This window comes from Algoriphagus sanaruensis (genome assembly GCF_001593605.1).
Classification (GTDB): Bacteria; Bacteroidota; Bacteroidia; order Cytophagales; family Cyclobacteriaceae; genus Algoriphagus; species Algoriphagus sanaruensis.
Map to the genome: position 1 here is coordinate 1441294 of NZ_CP012836.1, position 20331 is coordinate 1461624.

Consider the following 20331-nt stretch of genomic DNA (forward strand, 5'->3'; position numbering starts at 1 on the left):
GTGGTGAATAAAAAAACCGTCAGGGATCTCCCAACGGTCTAATTTCTATTCTCATTTCTCTCTGTTATCAATCATGGGCCCCATGTTCACCATGGACATGACCGTGGGCTAATTCCTCTTTGGTGGCTTCACGGACTTCAAGGATATTTCCTTCGAAGTGCAAATCAAATCCAACCAAAGGGTGATTGAAATCTAAGAGAAGCTGATCGCCAAGATCTTTAAGAACTTTTGCCTGCATGCTGTATCCGTTTTCATCCATCAGAGGCAAGAAATTTCCTTCTTCAAGCATCTCTGGTGAAAATCCTCGATCACCCGAAAACTGCTCTTTGGGCAAGGTAATGATCAAATCATCATCAGCTTCGCCATAGGCATCCACCATCGGTAGCAGAAAAGAAAATGTTTCACCTTCCTCTTTTCCAGCCAAAAGCTCCTCAAACTTCTCTGGGAGTCCGCTCATTCCGAAAAGGAAATAAAATGGATCTTCTTCATCCCGGATTTCGACACTGAAAGGGGCTGATTCGATGCCATCCTCTTCCTTGGAGACTTTCAGTTCATAGGTCAAGCCTACTACTGAGTTTTGTTGAATTTTCATGTGTGTGGGTTTTGATTTGGAGCGGATTTAGGAAAGTAGGAATCTCAATTTTGAAGTTTTTCCGTCTAAAGCCCCGTTTAAGATGATTAGTTACGGAGTCCGTATTTGAGACGGATTCGAATTCGTTCTTTTAGTACCGCCCATTTATTTTTTGGGGTGGAGCTTCGCAAAGGCTTGGCAGATCGAAAGACAAAGTATTGGTAATCTTTCTCTTCGAAGAAAAGCCCGTAGGTTTCCATCTTTTCCAGATAAAACCCATTCGCGGTGATGTTTTTGATCAAGTCTCCAGAATCCAAAGGTTGATCGATCACCTGTAGTTTTTCAGGTTCATTTTCGATCATCCACTGCAAATACCTAGGCGCAGGAATGTGAATGAAAATCACAGAATCCCCGTGGGAATGCTTTTGTATATTTTGAAAGAGCCGGAAATGCTGATCCACTGGGATATGCTCCAGCACATCGGGAAAGACAAAAAAGTCAAAGGTTTCGCCCTTTTTGTCAAAGTCGGACATATCCGAAACTTCGAAGCTGAGGTTTTTCTGCTCTTTCCAAAGGATCTTTGCTGTATCGATACTTTCTGGAGAGATGTCTACGGCTAATACTTTTCCTTGAGGCACTTGGGTTGCCAAAAGATGGGAGACTGTTCCGACACCACAGCCCACTTCCAGAATCCGGTGATTGGATTTGAGCCCAGCTTGCTTCACTTTGTCCAAAATGCTCAAATGCCTGGAATTGATCCCGGTTTTTGCTTGCTTTTCAGCAAATTGGTCATAAAAGCTGACTACTTTTTCTTTTTCCTCAGACTGCTGCATCGGATTTTTTATAGGTAACAAACACTCCTGCTATCAAAGTCAATACGATCAGGTATTGAAAAATGACCATCGGTGTTTTGGTGCTGTAATAACTTGCCGGAGCAAAGGTAAAGACAATTTCATGGGAACCCTGAGGAATTTCCAATCCTCTCAACAGGTAATTGACTCGGAGAATTTCAGCCTCTTTTCCGTCAATGGTCGCCGTCCATCCTTCTGGATAATAGATCTCAGAAAATACGGCTAGGCCTCCTTGAGTCATTTCCGCTTGGTATTTCAATTCATTTGGTTCATGGCTCGTCAAATTTACCTGCCCCGAACCTGCCTTCACTTCGCCAAATTCTTGAGTGTTCAGCGTAGCTTGGATTTTAGTATTGATTTGACCCAATTGATCCATTTCAGTTTGATTGCTAGTTACTAGAACGATCTCAGTTGGAATCCATGCAGCTCCGTTAGCTTCCGGATTTTCAAATACTGCATTTGCCTCGCTTCCGGCAATTAAATATTTCGTGTTGAGCATGTTAATCGTGCCGATGGATTCCCAATCGAAGGTGCCTTCCTGAGCTTTCTTCACAAATTCCTGCAATTCAAACTGAAGTCGATTTTCCACTAAATCTTGATAGCGACGAAGTTTCGCTCCATGATATCCCCCCAAACTATTGAAACGGTAGCTGGTTCGAGCTCCTTGAGTCAGTCCTTCGGTGAGTGGAAGGACACGGAAATATCCTTGATCTTTAGCAATGGATTGCTCGGCTGGAGTTTCTGCAAAAAACTGTCTGGATGGATTTCCTTGGAACGATTCCTCATTTAAATAGCGACGATTGATCGTCCATACATCGATGGTGATCAAAGCAATCAATCCTGCTCCGAGAATGAGTTCGGAGATTTTTCCTTTGAGGTAGAAATAAATCAATCCGATGGAGAGCGCTACAAAAGCGAAACTTTTCCAAGCCGAAGAAGAAAGCATGGCCTTTCGGTCGGTTTTCATCGCAGTTACCAACCAGTCTGGGAAATTGGCGTCCGCAGCTCCTTCAAATCGGAAGAATGCTCCGGATGCAACAGCCAAAATCAAAGTTAAGCCAGCGACGATTCCTCCGGAAATCAGTAAGGGCTTGAATTCTTTGGTTTTTACGAGTCTTTCCAAGGAAATCATGCCCAAAATCGGAATGGCAAAAAGGGTCATTCCCAAAGCCATGGACACTGCTCGAAACTTATTGTAACCCGGTAAAATATCGAATAGGAGGTAGTTGAACCAAGCTAGATTTTTTCCCCAGCTTAACATCAAAGAAAGAATAATGATGGTGCCAAAAGTGATCAGGCTTTCTTTTGGCGCAGCCCATATCCCCAAAACAGCCAAGAAAACCAAAATCACACTTCCGTAAATCGGTCCTCCCGTAAATGGCTGATCTCCCCAATACGTAGGTGCACCTTGGATAAATCCATTGATTTGGGCGGGGTCGAGTCCTTGGGCCCGAAGTGCTTTTTCCGAAGCAGAATCTTTGGGAAGAGGAGTGTTGCTGCCTCCTCCGTAAAAATCAGGCACTACTAAGGTTAATGTTTCTAGAATCCCATTGGACCAGCCAAAGGCATAGTCCTTGTCCAAACCAGCTGAGGCTGTTTCCAGAGTTGCCTGTCCTCGGGTAGAGTAGGGGCTGTATTCGAGGGCAGTGGCAAGTCTTCCGAGATTTCCTCCCACTGCCAAAAGCGCTCCAATTACCAGGAATCCGATAGTTTTGGACAATCCTCCAATTCCCTCTTTTTTCCAATCAAATACCAATCGAATAGCCACATAAATCACCGAAATGATCAAGGTGTAGTAAGTGATTTGGAGGTGATTGAATTTGAGTTGGAGTAAAAGTCCCAGTGCTAAGAGAGCTGCACCTAGGATTTGTTTTCGCTCAAAAGCCAAGTGAATTCCTGCTAGAATCAATGGAATCAGGCAAACAGCCCAGATTTTGGCATTGTGACCAGCCTCCAGAGAAAGTAGATTATATGTATTGAATGAAAATGCAATCGCTCCTGCAATAGCGAAAATAGGTCGAACCCGGAAACTGAGTAGCAAGATGTACATACCCAGCATTCCGAAAAATAGGCCGTTGATCGGGTGTGGCAGACCTAAGGTTAGGACAGAAATCAAAAGGTTGGTAATGTCACCTGCAAACTCCAAAGAGATAAAATAGCTAGGCATTCCACCAAACATGCGGTTGGTCCAGAGGGCTTGTTCTCCAGTGGCTTCTCGATAATCGAGGACTTCTTTAGCGGAACCTTCCCATTGAAGAATGTCACTTTGGAAGATGATTTTTCCATCAAAAACCATCGGAGAAAAGTAGAGGACAACGATGAGGTAAAACAAAATGACCCCAAGCAAGTGGGGAAGAATGTCTTTCTGAAATTGGAGTTTCATGCAGGCCTTGAGATACGTTCAGGCTGCAAATTAGGGATTTCGGATGAAAGAGCGAGAAGATAAGATTTCAAGATGTTCCCACAGATTTTTCACTCCTTCCGTCTTCGCCTTCCCGCCGTGGCGGGGTCTCCCGTATTCCCACTTTATCACATCGATCATCCGACATCGGACAGCCCATCACACTCCTTCCGTCTTCAGTCTCCCGTCTTCCTTCTTATTTCCCACATATTTTCCTTTGTAAACACTCAAATTCATTACTTTTGCGACAAATAGCCGAAAAGCAGCATGTTTGATAATTTAAGTTTGAAGCTGGACCGGGCTTTCAAAACCCTGAAAGGAACCGGAAAAATCACCGAAATCAACGTCGCATCTACCGTAAAGGAGATCAGAAGAGCCCTGATCGATGCCGACGTCAACTATAAAGTAGCCAAAGAAGTCACCGATAAGATCAAGGACGAGGCTATGGGCCGGGATGTGTTGATCTCCGTTTCTCCAGGGCAACTTTTGGTTAAAATCACTCAGGAAGAACTGACCAAGCTGATGGGCGGTTCCAAAGTGGATATCAAACTCAGTGGTGATCCTGCAGTGATCCTAATCTCAGGTTTGCAGGGTTCGGGTAAGACGACATTTACTGGTAAGCTCGGAAATTTGCTTAAAAAGCAAGGCCGTCAGGTGTTATTGGTGGCTTGTGATATTTATCGTCCTGCTGCGATTGATCAATTGAAAGTTTTGGGTGAGCAGATTGGTGTGGAGGTTTATGCTGAGCCTGAAAATAAAAATGCCCTTCAAATCGCCAACAATGCGATTGCCTATGCCAAGAAAACCGGTAAGAAGACGGTCGTAGTCGATACAGCAGGTCGTTTGGCAGTGGACGAGCAGATGATGAAGGAGATTGAAGAGCTGAAAAAAGCACTCAATCCTTCTGAAACACTTTTTGTGGTGGACTCGATGACGGGTCAGGATGCAGTAAATACCGCCCGTACTTTTGACGAGCGTCTCAATTTCGACGGGGTTGTTTTGACCAAGTTGGACGGTGATACACGTGGTGGTGCGGCTATTTCCATTCGCCACGTAGTTAACAAGCCGATCAAATTCATTTCTACAGGCGAAAAGATGGAGAACCTTGATGTCTTCCATCCAGATCGTATGGCGCAACGAATCCTAGGTATGGGTGACGTGATTTCCCTCGTGGAGCGTGCACAGCAAGCCTTTGATGAGGACGAGGCCAAGCGAATCAATGCCAAAATCCGTCAGAACAACTTCAACTTTGATGACTTCCTTTCTCAGCTCGAGCAGGTGAAAAAGATGGGTAATATCAAAGACCTGATCGGGATGATCCCAGGAATGGGAAAGGCGATGAAGGGATTGGATATCGACGAAAACAGCTTTAAGCCAATCGAAGCGATCATCCGAAGTATGACCCCTCACGAGCGTCAGAATCCTGATGTGATCAATGGCAGCCGTAGAAAGCGGATTGCTGATGGTGCCGGCAGAAATATCACGGAAGTCAATAATTTGATGAAGCAGTTTGACGATATGCGCAAGCTGATGAAGAAAATGAATCAAATGGGGGGCGCTAAGCAGGCCTTAGGACGAATGGTGCCTCCAGGAATGGGAAGAAGGTAAGGGGATTTACGATTGTTGAATTACGATTTACGAAATTCCTTGGTGCTCAAAGATAGTTAGCCCGATCAGAACTGGTCGGGTTTTTTATTTTATCTGGAAGATTAGATAGTTCCAATTGTATCAGATCTAATTAGATATGAATCTTTCTGCCTTTCAAGAAAACCTTACTTTTCTCAACACCCAATCCTAATTACTCCCCAACCTCCATGCTTTAATAAAGTGTCTTATCTCCCTTTTCTTTCCACAGGTCAAAAGCTTTTAGGCTTTCTTCCCGCATCATAGCAATCATCGGAATCTGACGCTTTTCAGGAATGATTTCAATTTCCTGATAGATAAACTCATCGTCAAAACCCGCATCGGCAGCGTCCTCTTTGGTGCATGCATAAAATACTCTGGCAGGTCTTGCCCAAAAAATAGCTCCCAAGCACATGGGGCAGGGTTCGCAGGAGGTGTAGACTTCGCAGCCTTCGAGTTGGAAGTTATTCAGATTCTTACAGGCCTCACGGATGGCGACGACTTCGGCATGGGCAGTGGGATCGTTGGTTTTCAAAACCATATTTGAGCCCTGACCGATGATCTTTCCGTCTTTGACGATCACGCAGCCAAAAGGGCCGCCATTGCCGGTAAGCATCCCGTTTTTTGCCAGTTCGATGGCCTGTCTCATGAAGTTTTTCTGGGAATCAGTCATGGGATAAAGGTAGTCATCAGTGTTGAGTAAACAGTGGTCAGGGTTCACAAGGAAATGGTCAGTTCTAGTTGAAAAAAATAGGCGATCAGTTCTTGATGGCTGAGACTAGGTCATAGGGTAATTGAAAATGTGAATTTAAATTAGACTAGGCTTAGACTCCACTCAGCTTGACAAGCTGTTAACTGAGGCTGCTGACTGACCTCTGCCTCAACTTATCCACTTGCTTAAAAACTCCAAAAATTGATCTTTGTAGTTGTCTCCGACAGAGATCTGGTGATTGCCGATTTGAATGACATTTTTTGATACTGAATCAATATGATCCAGGGAAACAATAAAGGATCGATGTACCCGCATAAATTTTTCGGAAGGAAGAAGTTCCTCCATATTTTTCATGCTCGTCAGGGAAAGAATAGGATTGGGCTTTGATTTGAGATGAACCTTGACATAATCCTTATAAGCTTCTACATGGGTTATGTCTTGAAGCATGACTTTGACCAATTGATATTCCACCTTCAGGAAAATATACTCAGGCTTAGCTTGGGAATCTTGTCGAATTTGTGGTTTATCAGATTGAGTGGCCCGTTCGAAATATTGGTAGGCTTTGGAAGCTGCTGCCAAAAATTCTTCATAAGAATAGGGTTTAAGCAGGTAATCCAAGGCGTCCACTTTGTATCCTTCGATAGCAAACTGATGGTAGGCTGTACAAAATATGATTCGGGTTTTGTCCGAATTTTTCTTCCCATCCAATATTCTGGCTAATTCCATTCCCGAAAGGTCCGGCATTTGAATGTCCATAAAAATGAGTTGAACCGGATTTTGGTTTAAAAAGCTCAGGGCCTCAATTGCATTTGAAAATTTCCCAACCAATTCCAAAAAGGAAGTTTGGTTGATGAATTTGGTCAAAAGCTCCAGAGCAAGAGGTTCATCATCTACAGCAATACAGGTGATTTTCATCCCAGGTCAATGGTAAGTGTTACCCAATACTGCTGAGTTGCGTCGTCTTTACCAAATTTTAGGCGATGTTTTTCGGGGTAGATCAAACTCAATCTTCGTTGGGTATTGACTAATCCGATTCCGCTTTCGTGTGCTTCAGGGCTGTCTTGGTTGATTGGGAAAATGCGATTCTTGGTTTCAAAAAAGACAGTATTTCCCATGATTTCCATCTTGATCAGGATATTGCTTTCCTGCTGCGAACTTACCCCGTGCTTGAAGCAATTTTCAAGAAAAGGAAGGAAAATCATAGGTGCGATCACCAAATCTTCCTTGGGTTCGTCAATTTGAATTTCCAGTCGGACCTTTGAAGACAAACGCATTTTCATCAACTCGATGTAGTCCTCAATGAATCGAACTTCCTTGGAAAGTAAGGTTTCGTTTTTTTGATTTTCGTAAAGGACATATCGCATCATCCGAGACAGTTTGAGCAAGGCTTCTTGTGCTTTGCTCACATCCAAATTGGTCAAAGAATAAATGTTATTAAGCGTATTGAAGAAAAAGTGAGGATTGATTTGAGCTCTCAGGTAGGAGAGTTCGGTGTTAATGCGTTGACGATCAAGTTCCCGACGAACTGATTCGTCTTTTTGCCATTTTTCAACCAAGGCAACCGAGGTGCTCAATCCAATTGAAATTACATAGAGTAGGAGCTGAAATACATCCCCAGGAAGCCAGCGTTTTTTGGGATTGAATGGTCTGTCTGAGTTGAAAGTCGCATGCATCTCCTTAGCATATCCGGAGATTTGTTCGAAATACACGATCATTCCGTAGAAAATCACTGCTCCGAGAATGATGATCAATAGGTAGAGGTAGTTTTTTCCTTTGAGCAAAACTCGAGGAACTACCAAAGAAGAATTAGAATAAAAAATAGCAATTAGTGTACCCAGTAGGAATGCTTGTTTGAACCAATACTGAATGGGTAGATTGATTTCTCCCATTCTCCATGAAAGTGGAGAAAGGAGTAGCAATACCACACAAAGCATAATCCAGCCCAGAAAATGGACAAGGATGGATAAGTTCTTTTTGGGGGAGAAAGAAAGCATTTCGTTGGTTTTCAGTATCCAAACTAAGGTAATTTCTCGCTTAGCCTCAAATCAAATCTACCAATACCCATCAATTGGCTATGAAAACACGATATGAACGGATAAACATGGGATTTGCGATATACCCCAGTTTTATCCCCGTATTTGGGGCCTTGGTCGACGAAAGGGTTTGTCTGGTCTATTACATTTTTTAAGGCCAAACCGTACCGCCAACTTTGAAGTATCAATAGGCAAGTGCCCTAATTTGAAAACTGAACCATGAAAAATTTACTAGTACAAGTTCTCTTTTTATCCCTTTTGACGGTAGGTTTTGCCTCCGCTCAGCAAACTGGAGATTCCAAGACCCCTGCAAGGATTATTGGAGTAGCCAAAGATTTAAAATCTGGAGAAGCGGTAGGTTATGCAACTGCCGCCCTTTACAAGGCTGGATCTGATGTTTCTACGGCAGGAGCTGTGGCCGACGGAGACGGGGTGTTTTATATCACCGGATTTTCTTTAGGTACCTATGAACTTCAAGTTTCCTTTTTGGGATATGAGACAGTAAAACGTACCATCAATATCAATTCATTGACTGCCGATATCAATCTAGGCGAAATCGGAATGTCTGACGAAGGAGTTGCACTTCAAGAAGTTACCGTGCAGGGACAGCGAGAATTGATCGAAGAGCGAGTGGATCGTACGATCTATAAAGCTGAAAACGATCGAACCACTGCAGGTGGAGACGCTACGGATGTATTGAGAAGGGTGCCCATGCTTTCTGTTGACTTGGATGGAAACGTGTCCATGCGGGGAAGTTCAAACATCTTGGTTTTGATCGATAACCGACCATCTGCCATTGCTGCATCATCCATTTCCGATGCTTTGAGACAAATCCCTGCTGATGAAATTAAGGCAGTGGAGGTGATTACTTCACCATCTGCAAGATTTGATGCAGAGGGTACTTCAGGGGTAATCAATATCGTTACTAAGAAAAATAACCTTCAAGGCGTAACCATGAATATCAATTCCGGTGCTGGTTTGAGAGGTTCTAATTTTGGATTGCAAGGAAGTGCCCGAAAAGGAAAATTTGGATTTTCATTGGGAGGCTTTGGACGTGCAGGGTACAATATTTTGGGAAGATTTGAAAACGAGCAGCTTTTCCCACTTCAGTCTAGCATTACTTCGATCCGACAGTCTGCCAATACAGAGAGACGCGATATGTTTGGTCGATACAATTTTGGAGTTGACTACGAAATCAATCAATATAATTTCATCACTGGTTCTGTCAATTTTGGTTTTAGAAATTCAAATAACGAGCAGACAAACTTCCTGACGCAAACATTTGCCGGCGATCAATTGCTTTCTTCCCTAAATCGAATGACTAATACCAAGGATAACTCAAACTCGGTGGATGTCAGCTTGAATTACACCAAGACTTTTGAGAAAAAAGGAAAAGAACTTAGCATTCTTACGCTATATAGCTTGAACGACCGTGAAAATTCCTTCACAAATACCTTGTACGAAACAGAGAATTTGGAAGAAGTCTTCTCAAGAATTAGAAACGTGAACCCAAGTAAAAATGAAGAGTTCACCGTCCAAGTTGATTATGTAACCCCACTTGATCAAAAGGGTACCCAGATTATTGAATACGGAGCTAAAAATATTCTTAGAAAAGCAAGCTCTGATTTCTCCTACTTCTTGTCACAAGGTACCGGCGATTTTGTGGAAGATCCTAACCCTTCTCGTACCAACCAGTTCAGCTATGATCAAAACGTCACCGCAGGATACCTATCTCTTACATTTCCTGTGTTGAAAAACTATGTCTTGAAGCCAGGACTTCGCTACGAGTACACTTCCATTAATGCGGAATTTGCAAATGAGTTTCAAGCGGAAATTCCTTCTTATGGAACCCTTGTGCCATCTGTGAATGCTAGCCGAAGATTGAAAAACGGCAATATGATTAAGCTTGCCTATAACCGAAGAATTCAGCGTCCTTCACTTCGATTCTTGAATCCGAATATTGAAGCTTCAAATCCACTTCAGATTTCCCAAGGTAATCCAGAATTGGATCCAGAATTGACTGACAACTACGAATTGGGCTATAGCACATTCATAAAAGGTACCACGCTAAACTTCACTGGATTTTACCGAAATACTACAGGTTCAATTCAGGCACTTCGGACCGTTCAGGAAGATGGAGTAATCTTTACTTCCTATGAAAATATCGGTCGTGAGCAAGCCATCGGTTCCAGTGTGTTTATGAATATCAATATCAGCAATAAATTCTCCTTGAATGGAGGGTTTGACGCCTACTATGCAATTCTTGACAATGGACTTACTGATCCCCAGTTTGCTGCGCAAAATGAAGGATTTGTAGTCGGCGGTAGAATGTTTGGGAACTATACATTTCCTAAAAACTGGCAGATTCAATTGTTCAGTTTTGCTAGAGGTCGCCAGGTTCAGCTTCAAGGTACTTCAGGAGGGTTCGCCGCTTATGGGTTAAATCTTAATAAGCAGTTCAATGAGAAAAGAGGTTCCATTGGATTCGGTGCCGAAAACTTCTTAGCTAAGGAATTTATCATTCGAAATCAAATTATCACCCCAACTATCATTCAAAACAGTACCAGTGCCATCCGAAATCTGAACTTCAAGGTCAATTTCAGCTACCGAATCGGAAAGTTGAGTATGGATCAGCGTCCTCGAAGAAGAAAGTCGATCAATAATGATGACTTGAAAGACGGAGGAGATGGAGGACAAATGGAGAACCAAGGAGGTGCCGCTCCAGTCCGAAACAGATAAGAAAACTGGAACAAATGAATCTTAATCTTTTAAAATACGATAGATAGATTGGGTAACAAAAAACCCGGACAGTGTATGTTCGGGCTTTTTTTCTGACATGAAATTATAGGGGTGTTTGAACAATAAAGCCAGACTTTTTGAGTCTGGCTTTTTCAATTTTTATGTGGCTTGTATTAGCCTTTATAAAGTACCCGATTGATCGCGTCAACGGTACGCTTTACGTTTGGAAGCGTGGCTTCAATGTAGGTTGGAGAGTAGCTCAAAGGAATATCCATTGAATTAACTCTCATGACAGGAGCATCAAGGTAATCAAATGCATAACGCTGGAAATGATACGTCAATTCGGAAGAAATACCTGCAAGTGGGTTAGCCTCCTCTACGATTACTACACGGTTTGTCTTTTTCACTGACTCAACACAAGTCGCATAATCAATTGGACGGACGGTGCGAAGATCAATGACTTCACATTCAATTCCTTGCTTAGCAATTTCTTCAGCAGCCTCTAGTGCTACTTTCATCATTTTTCCGAATGAAATGACTGTGACATCCTTCCCTTTTCGTTTGATATCTGCCACTCCGATTGGAAGTAGGTATTCACCTTCTGGAACGGCTCCTTTGTCGCTGTACATCACTTCAGACTCCATGAAAATAACTGGATCTGGGTCACGGATCGCTGATTTAAGCAGTCCCTTGGCATCATAAGGATTAGAAGGGACAATCACCTTAAGACCTGGAGTATTGGCAAACCAATTTTCAAAGTTGGATGAGTGAGTTGCTCCAAGCTGACCGGCATTACCGGTAGGTCCTCGAAATACAATAGGAACTGAATAAGCACCACCTGACATAGAGAACATCTTGGCGGCAGAGTTAATGATCTGGTCAATTGCCACTAGGGAGAAATTGAATGTCATGAACTCGATGATTGGTCTAAGACCATTCATTGCAGCACCTACACCAAGCCCTGCAAAGCCAAGCTCTGCGATTGGAGTGTCATAAACCCGATCGGGTCCAAATTCGTCCAGCATACCTTGGGAGACCTTATAGGCTCCATTATATTCTGCAACTTCTTCACCCATTAAAAAGACGTTTTTATCTCGTCTCATTTCCTCGGACATGGCCTCTCTCAAGGCTTCCCGAAATTGTATTTCTCTCATTGCTTAAAGACAAAATTTTGGCTCGTAAAAATAGAAAGGAATCGGGCATTTGCAAAGAATGCGGGATTCTTTGTCCAAATGGAATCCTAGCCAAGATAGACGGTCTTGGTATTGACAAATTCTAGAATTCCTTGTCGGGATAGCTCTCTGCCAAATCCTGATTTTTTGATGCCACCAAAAGGAAGGAAGGGGTTTGAAGCTACCATCGCATTGATGAAAACTGCACCGGATTCAATCTTTTCCGCCAATTCCTCCGCATGACTTTGGTTTTTACTCCATAAGGAAGCTGCCAGACCAAATTCAGTAGAATTAGCCAGTTTGATAGCTTCTTCTTCATCTTCTACTTTAAAAACACAAGCCACTGGACCAAAGAGCTCCTCTGAATATGCAGGTGCATTGACTGGAATATCTGTCAAAATTGTAGGTGCAAATCGGGCGGAGCCTTTTTCAGGAGCTATTCCCCCTAGTACGACTTTCGCCCCGAGATCGATTGATTTTTGAACTTGCTGGAAAAGTTCTTCCGCCAAATCTGGCCTTGCCATACAACTGTATTGGCTCTGAGGATCTTTGGGATCCCCTTGGTTTAGACTCGAAATTTCCTCGATGAAAATGGAAATAAATAGATCATAAACAGGCGATTCAATGATGAAACGCTTGGCTGCAATACAGCTCTGGCCGAAATTAATCATCCTAGCCTTTGCTGCAGTTTTTGCGGCTAAGGGTATATCAGCATCTTTAAGCACAATAAAAGGATCGCTTCCTCCCAATTCCAAAAGTGATTTTTTGATGTTTTTTCCTGCAGCACTTGCCACGGCAGCTCCCGCCTTTTCGCTACCTGTCAATGAAACTGCCATGACAGCAGGATTTTCTAAAAGAGTCAATGTTTGAGTCGAATCAATCAATAAGGTTTGGAATACACCAGAAGGAAAGCCTGCTTTTTTAAATACTTCCTCAATTGCCATTGCACACTGCGGTACATTTGAAGCATGTTTTAATAGGGCAGTATTACCAGCAAAAAGAGTAGGGGCTGCAAAACGAAAGACTTGCCAAAAAGGAAAGTTCCAAGGCATGACTGCAAGGATTGGCCCGAGGGCTTGGTTAATCACCTTTGCTCGATGGCCGTCAGCTAGTAGAATGGTCTCTGGTTGTAAGAATTCAGCTCCTTTTTCTGCATAAAAATCACAGACCCAAGCGCATTTTTCGATTTCCGCCAGAGATTCGGAAATTACCTTTCCCATCTCAAGCGTAATCAGCTCAGCATAATATGATTTACTCCTCCTGAGTTCTTCTCCCGCCCTTTTTAATAGGTTACTTTTCCGAGTGAAACTCTCATTTTTCCAAGCCTGAAAAGCAATTTGAGATCGATCAATAGATTGATCAATTTCCTCTTGCGTCAAAAGATTGTATTCTTGAATTAATTCTCCCGAATAGGGATTGATTGATTGAATTTTTTTCATTTTTCGGTAGGTTTTCCAGCCTCCTTCCATGCGGTAATTCCGCCTTTTAGCATGTAGACTTTCTTAAAACCTGCCTTTTGCATTTGATCAGCCGCTCTTCTAGTTCGACTTCCTGATCTGCAGTAAAGGAGGTAAGTTTTGTTTTTATTTAGTTTCTGAATCTCATTTGAAAAATTTTCTCCCAAAAAATTTATGTTTAAAGCACCAGTTAAATGACCTTCAGCCATTTCTTCAGGTGTCCGGACATCGACAAGTGTGTTTTTCTTTTTGGAAATCATTTTTTCGAATTTTTCCAAGGAAAGAACCTGAATGGAGTCTTTTTCAGCAGTTTGAGCCAAAGCAGAGAGATTGATTAGCAATAAAGCAGCGAAAAGGAGGGTTTTGATTTTCATATACGCTTGTAGTTTTTGAATGAAGTCCTGTAATTGAAACTGAAATTTACCAGCTTTCCTTACAAAATGCCCCTAAAAATCGGATTGATTTCTGACTCCCACAGTTACATTGATCACCAAGTAATTCGCCACTTGCAGGATGTGGATGAAATTTGGCATGCTGGTGACATTGGGGATTTAGCTGTCATGCATTCTTTGCCCCAAACCAAAATCATACGGGCTGTGTATGGAAATATTGATGGAATAGAAATCCAACAGCGCTATCCAGAATGGATTGAGGTAGAGCTGGAAGGTGTCCGGATTTTGATGACACACATTGGAGGAAAGCCTCCTCGCTATGCCAAAGGCGTTAAGGCAAAAATTAAATCATTCGGTCCCCAATTATTTATTTGTGGGCATTCTCACATTTGTAAAGTGGAATTTGATTCACAATCGCAATGTCTTTATATGAATCCAGGAGCAATCGGTCAACAAGGATTTCACCAGATGCGAACCATGTTGCTGTTTGAACTCTTTGCAGGAAAAATTGAAAATCTGCGGGTAGTGGAATTAGGGAAGAGAGGTATGAACCTATGAAAACAAAAAAAGCCTGAATGCTCAGGCTTTCTTCACGATCAGATCGTTGAATTATTTATTGAAAGAGGCTTTCAATTCCTCAACATCAACATTTTTGATCACAGGCTTAGCGCTCAATTGTTTGATTTTGATCACTCGAGCGTTTTGACCCTGTCTTTTTCTTCTCAATTTTCTTTTAAGTGTAGTTACAGCCATGACCGTATATGTTTTAAGTTTTTGATTTCTAAACGAGGCGCAAAGATAAAGAGGCAGAATTGATTTGCCTAAGTTTCTTTAAACTTTCTTCGAGTATGTTCCCCAGTATCGGAAAAGAGTTTTGGGTTTTTGGTTTAAATTTGCCCCTCAACTTAAAAATTTCCCATGCAAAAGCCGTCGCTTCCAAAAGGTACTCGAGATTTTGGTCCAGTACAAATGGCCCGAAGGACCTATATTTTGGATACTATCAAAGAGACTTTTCAGCTTTTTGGCTATCAGCAAATCGAAACTCCTGCGATGGAAAACCTCTCCACGCTTACTGGAAAGTATGGGGATGAAGGTGACCAATTACTTTTCAAAATCTTGAATTCTGGAGATTTTCTGAAAGATGTTTCCTCAGAAGACTTGGAGAAAGGAAGTGGGGCCACCTTGTCAAAAGTTTCTGAAAAAGGGTTGAGGTATGATTTGACGGTACCTTTTGCACGATATGTAGTGATGAATCGAAATGAGCTTACCTTTCCCTTTAAGCGATATCAGATTCAGCCAGTATGGAGAGCTGATCGGCCTCAAAAAGGTCGTTACCGGGAATTTTACCAATGTGATGCTGATGTAGTAGGAACAGATAGCTTGGTATGTGAAGCAGAAATCGTGTTGATGATTCGTAGGGTATTCGATAGACTGGGATTAAAAGACTACAGCATAAAAATCAACAATCGAAAAATACTGACAGGAATAGCTGAAGCAATTGGAGAAGCTGGAAAAGAAGGCCCACTCTGCGTTGCTATCGATAAGTTGGATAAAATCGGCTGGGAGAAAGTTCAGGAGGAGTTGATACAGCGAGGTTTTTCTCAGGATTCTACCGTGAAGCTACAGCCCTTGGTAGAACTTGGAAATGATATTTTTCAAAAACTGGAGACCCTTAAAAGTTTTTTAAAAGACTCAGAGGTCGGTCAAAAAGGAATAGCCGAACTCGAGGAAGTTTTCGAAATACTTTCAAAGATGGGAGAAAACTTAGATTTCGTGGATTTTGATGTGATGTTGGCTCGAGGCCTATCCTATTACACAGGAGCAATTTTTGAGGTCAAAGTACATGGAGTCTCCATCGGTTCGGTGAGTGGCGGAGGACGATATGATAACTTGACTGGAGTTTTTGGACTTCCGGGAGTATCTGGAGTCGGATTCTCATTTGGGGTGGATCGTATTTATGACGTCTTGGATGAATTAAAACTATTCCCTGCCGAAAGCCAACGTGGTACTCAGCTCTTATTGGTCTATTTTGATGCATCAGGAAAAGATTATGCGCTTTCTTTATTAGCTAGTTTAAGAAAGGCTGGGATTAAAACTGAAATCTATCCAGATGAAGCAAAAATCAAGAAACAACTTGAATTTGCTACCAAAAAAGAAATCCCTTTTGTAGGGATTTGTGGAGACCAAGAAATAAAAGACCAGGTCTTAGCGCTTAAAAACCTTTCTACGGGTGAGCAAGAGCAGCTTAACTTGCCGGAAATATTAAAGAGACTGACCTAATCCACAGCGATAATCGCACGGATGAGAATGAATATTCCTCCCTTTAAGGATATAAAATCAGTTCCCACCGCCCAAACTGTTGTTTCCACTTGATAAACCATTTGGTCTGAAGTCTCAAAGGTTAATTTTACTTTGGACTGAAGAAGGTTTCCCAAGGTTTGAGAACGGTACAGATCAGTCATGCGCTTTTTTTGATCTTCCGGATTTTCGAGGACATCACTTTTCCCAAACTGAAGCTGGGGAATGTTTTCTTTCTGAATTTGGATTATCGTTTTCATAGGCATAATGGTTGATTTTGAAAGAAAAATAAAGAAGGTCTTTTGCCTTCTATTTTAATACCCTTTATATACCGTAGATAGGCGAAAGAAGGTTGCCTAAAACTTTCTTATGAAATCTATAAGCGCTCCCAGGTAAATGCTTAAGTATTATTGAAGTTTGATCCAAACAGGAGCCATACGGCCCATTGAGATGTTATCTATATTTGTAAAAAAAAGTACGCATGTTTGATTTTATGGGAATGATGGGCAAAGTCAAAGAAGCCCAAGCGAAAATTAAAGAAGCTCAAGCTCGATTAGTCCATTTGAGTGCAGAAGGTGAAGCAGGAGCCGGAATGGTTAAAGTTTTGGTAAATGGGGAACGGAAAGTTCTAAAAATAGAACTAGATGAAACCCTGCTTAACCCTAATGATAAAGAAATGCTGAGTGATTTGGTGGTGGCGGCTACCAATCAGGCGTTATTAGCTATTGATCAAAAGATCAAGGAGGAAATGAAAAAGGCTACAGAAGGGATGATTCCAACTATTCCTGGGATGGATCTCGGAGGTTTTTTCGGATGAGTCAAGCAGCAATTGTCATCTTAAATTATAATGGAGAGGAAGTTTTAAATCGATTCCTTCCCTCCGTTATTGAGCATTCTCAATATGATTGCTGGGTGATTGACAATTGTAGCTCCGATCATTCGATTGAACTATTAAGGGATAAATTTCCCCAGATTTCCGTGATTGAACTTCAAGCCAACCTCGGCTATGCTGGCGGATACAATTGGGGCTTGGAAGCTCTAAAATCTAACTACGAATATTTTATTCTTCTCAACTCCGATGTCGAGGTTAGTCCCGGATGGGATTCGAAGTTGGTCGATTTTTTATCCTTAAATAAGGATTATTCAGCTGTACAACCGAAGATTCTTTCTGCCAAAAACAAGGAGGAGTTTGATTATGCGGGCGCTGGAGGTGGGTTTTTGGATGCCTTAGGCTATCCTTATTGCCGAGGCAGAATCCTTGAAACCATCGAAAGAGAGGAAGGGCAATATGATGATGTGATTCAAATCGACTGGGCTTCAGGTGCTTGTCTTGCCATTCGATCTACAGACTTTTTTGAGCAGGATGGGTTTGATGCTCATTTTTTTGCGCACATGGAAGAAATTGATCTGTGTTGGAGACTCCGATTAGCAGGTAAAAAAATTGGGTATATAGGAACCTCCACTGTGTTCCATTTAGGTGGGGCAACCTTGTCTCGTTCTAGTGCTAAAAAATTGTATTTGAATATTAGAAATAGCTTGAGCATGCTTCACAAAAATCTCCCTAGTTCTCAATTCTTCGGGGTGGTTTTACTCAAAATGATTTGGGAAACGCTAGCTCTATTTAGCTATTTGTTGAAAGGGCAATTTGAGTTTTCGTCGGCTATAGCCAAAGGATATTGGGATTTTACTAGGAATTGGAACAAGCTTACCAAAACTCAAAAAATAAAAAACCGACCTATTGGCCGGTCAGGGAAGGTGTTTTCAATCTTATGGTCTTATTTAATTCTCCGAAGAAAGAAATATTCCCAGCTTTAGTCAAAAAGCACAGGATTATTCATCTTTCTGAAATACTTTCGGATTTTCATCATCATAGCCATCACCACATAAATAATGATTGGTGATCCCATGGTGATAAAGGAGGTGTAGATGAAAAACAAGCGAATACTATCGATCGGAAAGTTCAACTTCTCTCCAAGTCTAGAACAGACACCGAATGCTCGTTCTTCAAAGAATAGTTTCAGCTTTTCCATTTAATTGGGGGTTATAGTTTCGAAAATTAAACAATTGATTTTGAAATCAATAATTGAAATGTTTGGTAAAATGTTTTGGATTTGCTTTTGGCTTGTTCTGGCTGGTAGCCAAGTGCAAGGTCAGGAGTCAAGAATAATGCCTGAACTTAAGTTTCTTGGGGAATCATCTATTTTACCACAAAAATTAATAATCGAGCAAGATTCTGTCCGGTTCCTGGTATCAGGAAAAGTGCCCATGGAATCCGTTTTGACCCCAAGGAATCCCAGGGTAAAATTGTTTTTTATTTCTCCTGACCAGACCCTTGATTTGGGTAATATTGATCTAGTCAAGAATGTCTCACATTATAAATATGAACAAAGGTTTAAACTTCCATTTGAACCTTGGATGGAAAACGGGTTTTTAGAGATCCGATTTTTTCAAGGGAGAAAAGATGAAGCCAATCCAGAAGAAAAAAAGATTTTAGCAAGAGGTATTTTGGCTCCTCAACGAATGGTTAGGATAGGGGAGGCACTTCCTGGAGAAAATATTCAGCCCCTTGGTATGTATATACTGACTCAAAAAAATATCCAGGAAGAATTTCAGGAGGCTGAGTTTACTTTCTTTTTTGGTTCAGGATCGTCATCGCTCAGGTCATATCCTGCTAACGCGATGGTTCTTGAAAAGATGGATCAATTTTTCTTGGATTATCCACAGGAAATTTCCTTGAAGGTGACGGGAATTCATTCCCCTGAAGATGTGGAGATTTCAAAAAGCGACTTATCTATGAACCGTGCCAAGGAAGTAAAAGAAAATCTGCTCTCAAGATTCGTAAACCTCAAAGAGTCGATGATTACCTTGGATTCGAGAACGCAGGATTTCTTCGATTTAAGAATCCTATTAAGAGATTTTACTGGAATATCTGACCAAAGAAAGGAAGAGCTTTATGCCATTTTGCTTAGTAGAGAAGATTTTATTAGTCAGAAAGAAAGACTAGAGAAGATTCCTGGCTCATCACAAATAAAAAAAGATCTGTATCCAAAACTGAGAGCGGTTAGAGTTCAAGTAACTGGAAAAGCATTGGGGGGATTAACCTACCAGCAATCCAAAAAATTAAAGGAAGCCCTAGAAAGCAAATCTGGGGAAAACCGACTTTCGTTTATTGAATGGAATCAAGCTGCAGAATTCACACCAAATCTGGAGGAGAAGGCAGCTATTTATGCAAAGATGACCGAGTATTATCGCTCGCCTATACCATATAATAATTTGGCAGTAATTCGAATGAGACAGGCTCAGAGAATTTTGGACCGCCAATCGAAGGAACTATTATGGGAGGAAGCGTTACGATTATTGACAATTGCTTATCGGATCGAACCCAACCCAGAGGCCTTATTTAATCAGGGGCAAATTTTGGCCTTACAAGGATTGGATTGGGAAGCATATCAAAAACTTTCCCAAGCTTCTACCCTTACTCAAAACCCCGAGTTTGTTTCTAAAAATGAGGCATTACGAGGAGCTTTAGACCTTCGAAGGGGAGATTACAAATTGGCAACACTTCGTTTTGAAAAACCCACCAAGGATCCCTTGGTATTATTCAATAAAGGCCTTGCCTATTTTTTATTAGAAGATTACTCCAAAGCAAATGCTGCATTTGAGGAGTCAGTGAATCAAGGAAGAGAAATTGGATATGGTTATTACGGTTTGGCGATGGTTGCTGCTTCAAATGGATTAGCAGAAGAAGCCTTAATTCATTTGCAAAAAGTTGGAATGACGAACCCATTTTTAAAAAGTAAAATAGTAAATGATCCTATTTTTCAAGAGTTAAGGGAAATGGCTGATTTTTTTGAAGTATTTTCAAATTAGTCTACCATATCTTTTCATAAGGTTAATTTTTTGTGCAAAAATTTAATTTTGTAGAAATAGTTAATTCGAATAATATTCGCTGAAAAGAAGGTTTTTCACTATTTATTGGAAGGTTAGGATTGAAAATTTCTTTAAAAACCTTCTAAACTGACAAAAACAAAAATTTTATTTAGGCTAGGTCGTTTGATTTTTGTTTTAGATTATTTAACATT

At 41.5% G+C, this 20331-nt stretch carries 19 protein-coding genes; 7 read left to right on the forward strand and 12 right to left on the reverse strand.

The features are described 5' to 3' along the window. Positions 1-67: 67 nt before the first annotated feature. From AO498_RS06405 to AO498_RS06415, 3 genes are all read right to left on the reverse strand, one after another. On the reverse strand, positions 68-592 hold the full coding sequence (locus AO498_RS06405) for an FKBP-type peptidyl-prolyl cis-trans isomerase (RefSeq protein ID WP_067544888.1): 525 nt from the start codon (positions 590-592) through the stop codon (positions 68-70). A gap of 86 nt (positions 593-678) precedes the next feature. Next, positions 679-1404 (reverse strand): class I SAM-dependent methyltransferase, encoded by a 726-nt coding sequence (locus AO498_RS06410; RefSeq protein WP_067544890.1) that lies wholly within the window; start codon positions 1402-1404, stop codon positions 679-681. Continuing rightward, entirely contained in the window at positions 1391-3805 is a 2415-nt protein-coding gene (locus tag AO498_RS06415; RefSeq protein WP_067544892.1) for a YfhO family protein, read from the reverse strand. The genes AO498_RS06410 and AO498_RS06415 overlap by 14 nt, the downstream gene beginning before the upstream one ends. Positions 3806-4090: 285 nt before the next feature. Between AO498_RS06415 and ffh the strand changes: the two genes are divergently transcribed. Continuing rightward, a complete protein-coding gene (gene ffh, locus AO498_RS06420) occupies positions 4091-5431 on the forward strand; it encodes a signal recognition particle protein (RefSeq protein WP_067544894.1) in 1341 nt (446 codons plus the stop codon). A 211-nt stretch (positions 5432-5642) separates the two neighbouring features. Here ffh and AO498_RS06425 read toward each other — a convergent pair whose 3' ends face one another. The 3 genes from AO498_RS06425 to AO498_RS06435 all read right to left on the reverse strand — a co-directional run bounded on the left by AO498_RS06425 (position 5643) and on the right by AO498_RS06435 (position 8152). Continuing rightward, positions 5643-6119 (reverse strand): nucleoside deaminase, encoded by a 477-nt coding sequence (locus AO498_RS06425; protein WP_067544896.1) that lies wholly within the window; start codon positions 6117-6119, stop codon positions 5643-5645. Positions 6120-6326: 207 nt separating this feature from the next. Next, the gene (locus tag AO498_RS06430) at positions 6327-7073 is read right to left on the reverse strand and encodes a LytR/AlgR family response regulator transcription factor (RefSeq protein ID WP_067544898.1); all 747 of its coding nucleotides are present in this window, start codon (positions 7071-7073) and stop codon (positions 6327-6329) included. Further along, the gene (locus AO498_RS06435) at positions 7070-8152 is read right to left on the reverse strand and encodes a sensor histidine kinase (protein ID WP_067544900.1); all 1083 of its coding nucleotides are present in this window, start codon (positions 8150-8152) and stop codon (positions 7070-7072) included. Before AO498_RS06435 ends, AO498_RS06430 begins: the two co-directional genes overlap by 4 nt. A 258-nt stretch (positions 8153-8410) precedes the next feature. Between AO498_RS06435 and AO498_RS06440 the strand changes: the two genes are divergently transcribed. Beyond that, positions 8411-10930 carry a TonB-dependent receptor gene (locus tag AO498_RS06440; protein WP_067544902.1) on the forward strand — a complete coding sequence of 840 codons (2520 nt, stop codon included), beginning with the start codon at positions 8411-8413 and terminating at the stop codon, positions 10928-10930. A gap of 173 nt (positions 10931-11103) precedes the next feature. Here the strand turns inward: AO498_RS06440 and AO498_RS06445 are convergent, their stop codons facing one another. From AO498_RS06445 to AO498_RS06455, 3 genes are all read right to left on the reverse strand, one after another. Then, positions 11104-12084 (reverse strand): pyruvate dehydrogenase complex E1 component subunit beta, encoded by a 981-nt coding sequence (locus AO498_RS06445; protein WP_067544904.1) that lies wholly within the window; start codon positions 12082-12084, stop codon positions 11104-11106. Between the two features lie 86 nt (positions 12085-12170). Then, positions 12171-13541, reverse strand: a complete 1371-nt coding sequence (locus AO498_RS06450) for an NAD-dependent succinate-semialdehyde dehydrogenase (RefSeq protein ID WP_067550291.1) — start codon at positions 13539-13541, stop codon at positions 12171-12173. Beyond that, complete coding sequence (locus AO498_RS06455; RefSeq protein WP_067544906.1) at positions 13538-13933, reverse strand: rhodanese-like domain-containing protein; 396 nt, start codon at positions 13931-13933, stop codon at positions 13538-13540. The genes AO498_RS06450 and AO498_RS06455 overlap by 4 nt, the downstream gene beginning before the upstream one ends. A gap of 66 nt (positions 13934-13999) precedes the next feature. Here AO498_RS06455 and AO498_RS06460 point away from each other — a divergent pair, with 66 nt between their 5' ends. Beyond that, entirely contained in the window at positions 14000-14509 is a 510-nt protein-coding gene (locus AO498_RS06460; RefSeq protein ID WP_067550293.1) for a metallophosphoesterase family protein, read from the forward strand. 51 nt (positions 14510-14560) lie between these two features. Here the strand turns inward: AO498_RS06460 and AO498_RS17235 are convergent, their stop codons facing one another. After that, the gene (locus tag AO498_RS17235; RefSeq protein WP_192842571.1) at positions 14561-14704 is read right to left on the reverse strand and encodes a hypothetical protein; all 144 of its coding nucleotides are present in this window, start codon (positions 14702-14704) and stop codon (positions 14561-14563) included. A 165-nt stretch (positions 14705-14869) separates the two neighbouring features. Between AO498_RS17235 and hisS the strand changes: the two genes are divergently transcribed. Then, entirely contained in the window at positions 14870-16231 is a 1362-nt protein-coding gene (hisS, locus tag AO498_RS06465) for a histidine--tRNA ligase (protein WP_067544907.1), read from the forward strand. Here the strand turns inward: hisS and AO498_RS06470 are convergent. Next, positions 16228-16509 carry a hypothetical protein gene (locus AO498_RS06470; RefSeq protein WP_067544909.1) on the reverse strand — a complete coding sequence of 94 codons (282 nt, stop codon included), beginning with the start codon at positions 16507-16509 and terminating at the stop codon, positions 16228-16230. The genes hisS and AO498_RS06470 overlap by 4 nt on opposite strands. Before the next feature lie 221 nt (positions 16510-16730). Here AO498_RS06470 and AO498_RS06475 point away from each other — a divergent pair, with 221 nt between their 5' ends. Both AO498_RS06475 and AO498_RS06480 read left to right on the forward strand, forming a co-directional pair. Beyond that, on the forward strand, positions 16731-17066 hold the full coding sequence (locus tag AO498_RS06475; protein ID WP_067544911.1) for a YbaB/EbfC family nucleoid-associated protein: 336 nt from the start codon (positions 16731-16733) through the stop codon (positions 17064-17066). Continuing rightward, on the forward strand, positions 17063-18064 hold the full coding sequence (locus AO498_RS06480) for a glycosyltransferase family 2 protein (RefSeq protein WP_067544913.1): 1002 nt from the start codon (positions 17063-17065) through the stop codon (positions 18062-18064). Before AO498_RS06475 ends, AO498_RS06480 begins: the two co-directional genes overlap by 4 nt. Here the strand turns inward: AO498_RS06480 and AO498_RS06485 are convergent. After that, on the reverse strand, positions 18061-18279 hold the full coding sequence (locus AO498_RS06485) for a PspC domain-containing protein (RefSeq protein ID WP_067544916.1): 219 nt from the start codon (positions 18277-18279) through the stop codon (positions 18061-18063). The genes AO498_RS06480 and AO498_RS06485 overlap by 4 nt on opposite strands. A 385-nt stretch (positions 18280-18664) precedes the next feature. Between AO498_RS06485 and AO498_RS06490 the strand changes: the two genes are divergently transcribed. After that, positions 18665-20119, forward strand: a complete 1455-nt coding sequence (locus AO498_RS06490; protein WP_148660194.1) for a tetratricopeptide repeat protein — start codon at positions 18665-18667, stop codon at positions 20117-20119. Positions 20120-20331 lie beyond the last annotated feature (212 nt).

What these genes read in the sequence shown, in the direction of transcription:
- AO498_RS06405 (WP_067544888.1), bottom strand. Translation starts at nt 592, where the DNA reads ATGAAAATTCAACAAAACTCAGTAGTAGGCTTGACCTATGAACTGAAA.
- AO498_RS06410 (WP_067544890.1), bottom strand. Translation starts at nt 1,404, where the DNA reads ATGCAGCAGTCTGAGGAAAAAGAAAAAGTAGTCAGCTTTTATGACCAA.
- AO498_RS06415 (WP_067544892.1), bottom strand. Translation starts at nt 3,805, where the DNA reads ATGAAACTCCAATTTCAGAAAGACATTCTTCCCCACTTGCTTGGGGTC.
- ffh (WP_067544894.1), top strand. Translation starts at nt 4,091, where the DNA reads ATGTTTGATAATTTAAGTTTGAAGCTGGACCGGGCTTTCAAAACCCTG.
- AO498_RS06425 (WP_067544896.1), bottom strand. Translation starts at nt 6,119, where the DNA reads ATGACTGATTCCCAGAAAAACTTCATGAGACAGGCCATCGAACTGGCA.
- AO498_RS06430 (WP_067544898.1), bottom strand. Translation starts at nt 7,073, where the DNA reads ATGAAAATCACCTGTATTGCTGTAGATGATGAACCTCTTGCTCTGGAG.
- AO498_RS06435 (WP_067544900.1), bottom strand. Translation starts at nt 8,152, where the DNA reads ATGCTTTCTTTCTCCCCCAAAAAGAACTTATCCATCCTTGTCCATTTT.
- AO498_RS06440 (WP_067544902.1), top strand. Translation starts at nt 8,411, where the DNA reads ATGAAAAATTTACTAGTACAAGTTCTCTTTTTATCCCTTTTGACGGTA.
- AO498_RS06445 (WP_067544904.1), bottom strand. Translation starts at nt 12,084, where the DNA reads ATGAGAGAAATACAATTTCGGGAAGCCTTGAGAGAGGCCATGTCCGAG.
- AO498_RS06450 (WP_067550291.1), bottom strand. Translation starts at nt 13,541, where the DNA reads ATGAAAAAAATTCAATCAATCAATCCCTATTCGGGAGAATTAATTCAA.
- AO498_RS06455 (WP_067544906.1), bottom strand. Translation starts at nt 13,933, where the DNA reads ATGAAAATCAAAACCCTCCTTTTCGCTGCTTTATTGCTAATCAATCTC.
- AO498_RS06460 (WP_067550293.1), top strand. Translation starts at nt 14,000, where the DNA reads ATGCCCCTAAAAATCGGATTGATTTCTGACTCCCACAGTTACATTGAT.
- AO498_RS17235 (WP_192842571.1), bottom strand. Translation starts at nt 14,704, where the DNA reads ATGGCTGTAACTACACTTAAAAGAAAATTGAGAAGAAAAAGACAGGGT.
- hisS (WP_067544907.1), top strand. Translation starts at nt 14,870, where the DNA reads ATGCAAAAGCCGTCGCTTCCAAAAGGTACTCGAGATTTTGGTCCAGTA.
- AO498_RS06470 (WP_067544909.1), bottom strand. Translation starts at nt 16,509, where the DNA reads ATGAAAACGATAATCCAAATTCAGAAAGAAAACATTCCCCAGCTTCAG.
- AO498_RS06475 (WP_067544911.1), top strand. Translation starts at nt 16,731, where the DNA reads ATGTTTGATTTTATGGGAATGATGGGCAAAGTCAAAGAAGCCCAAGCG.
- AO498_RS06480 (WP_067544913.1), top strand. Translation starts at nt 17,063, where the DNA reads ATGAGTCAAGCAGCAATTGTCATCTTAAATTATAATGGAGAGGAAGTT.
- AO498_RS06485 (WP_067544916.1), bottom strand. Translation starts at nt 18,279, where the DNA reads ATGGAAAAGCTGAAACTATTCTTTGAAGAACGAGCATTCGGTGTCTGT.
- AO498_RS06490 (WP_148660194.1), top strand. Translation starts at nt 18,665, where the DNA reads ATGGAAAACGGGTTTTTAGAGATCCGATTTTTTCAAGGGAGAAAAGAT.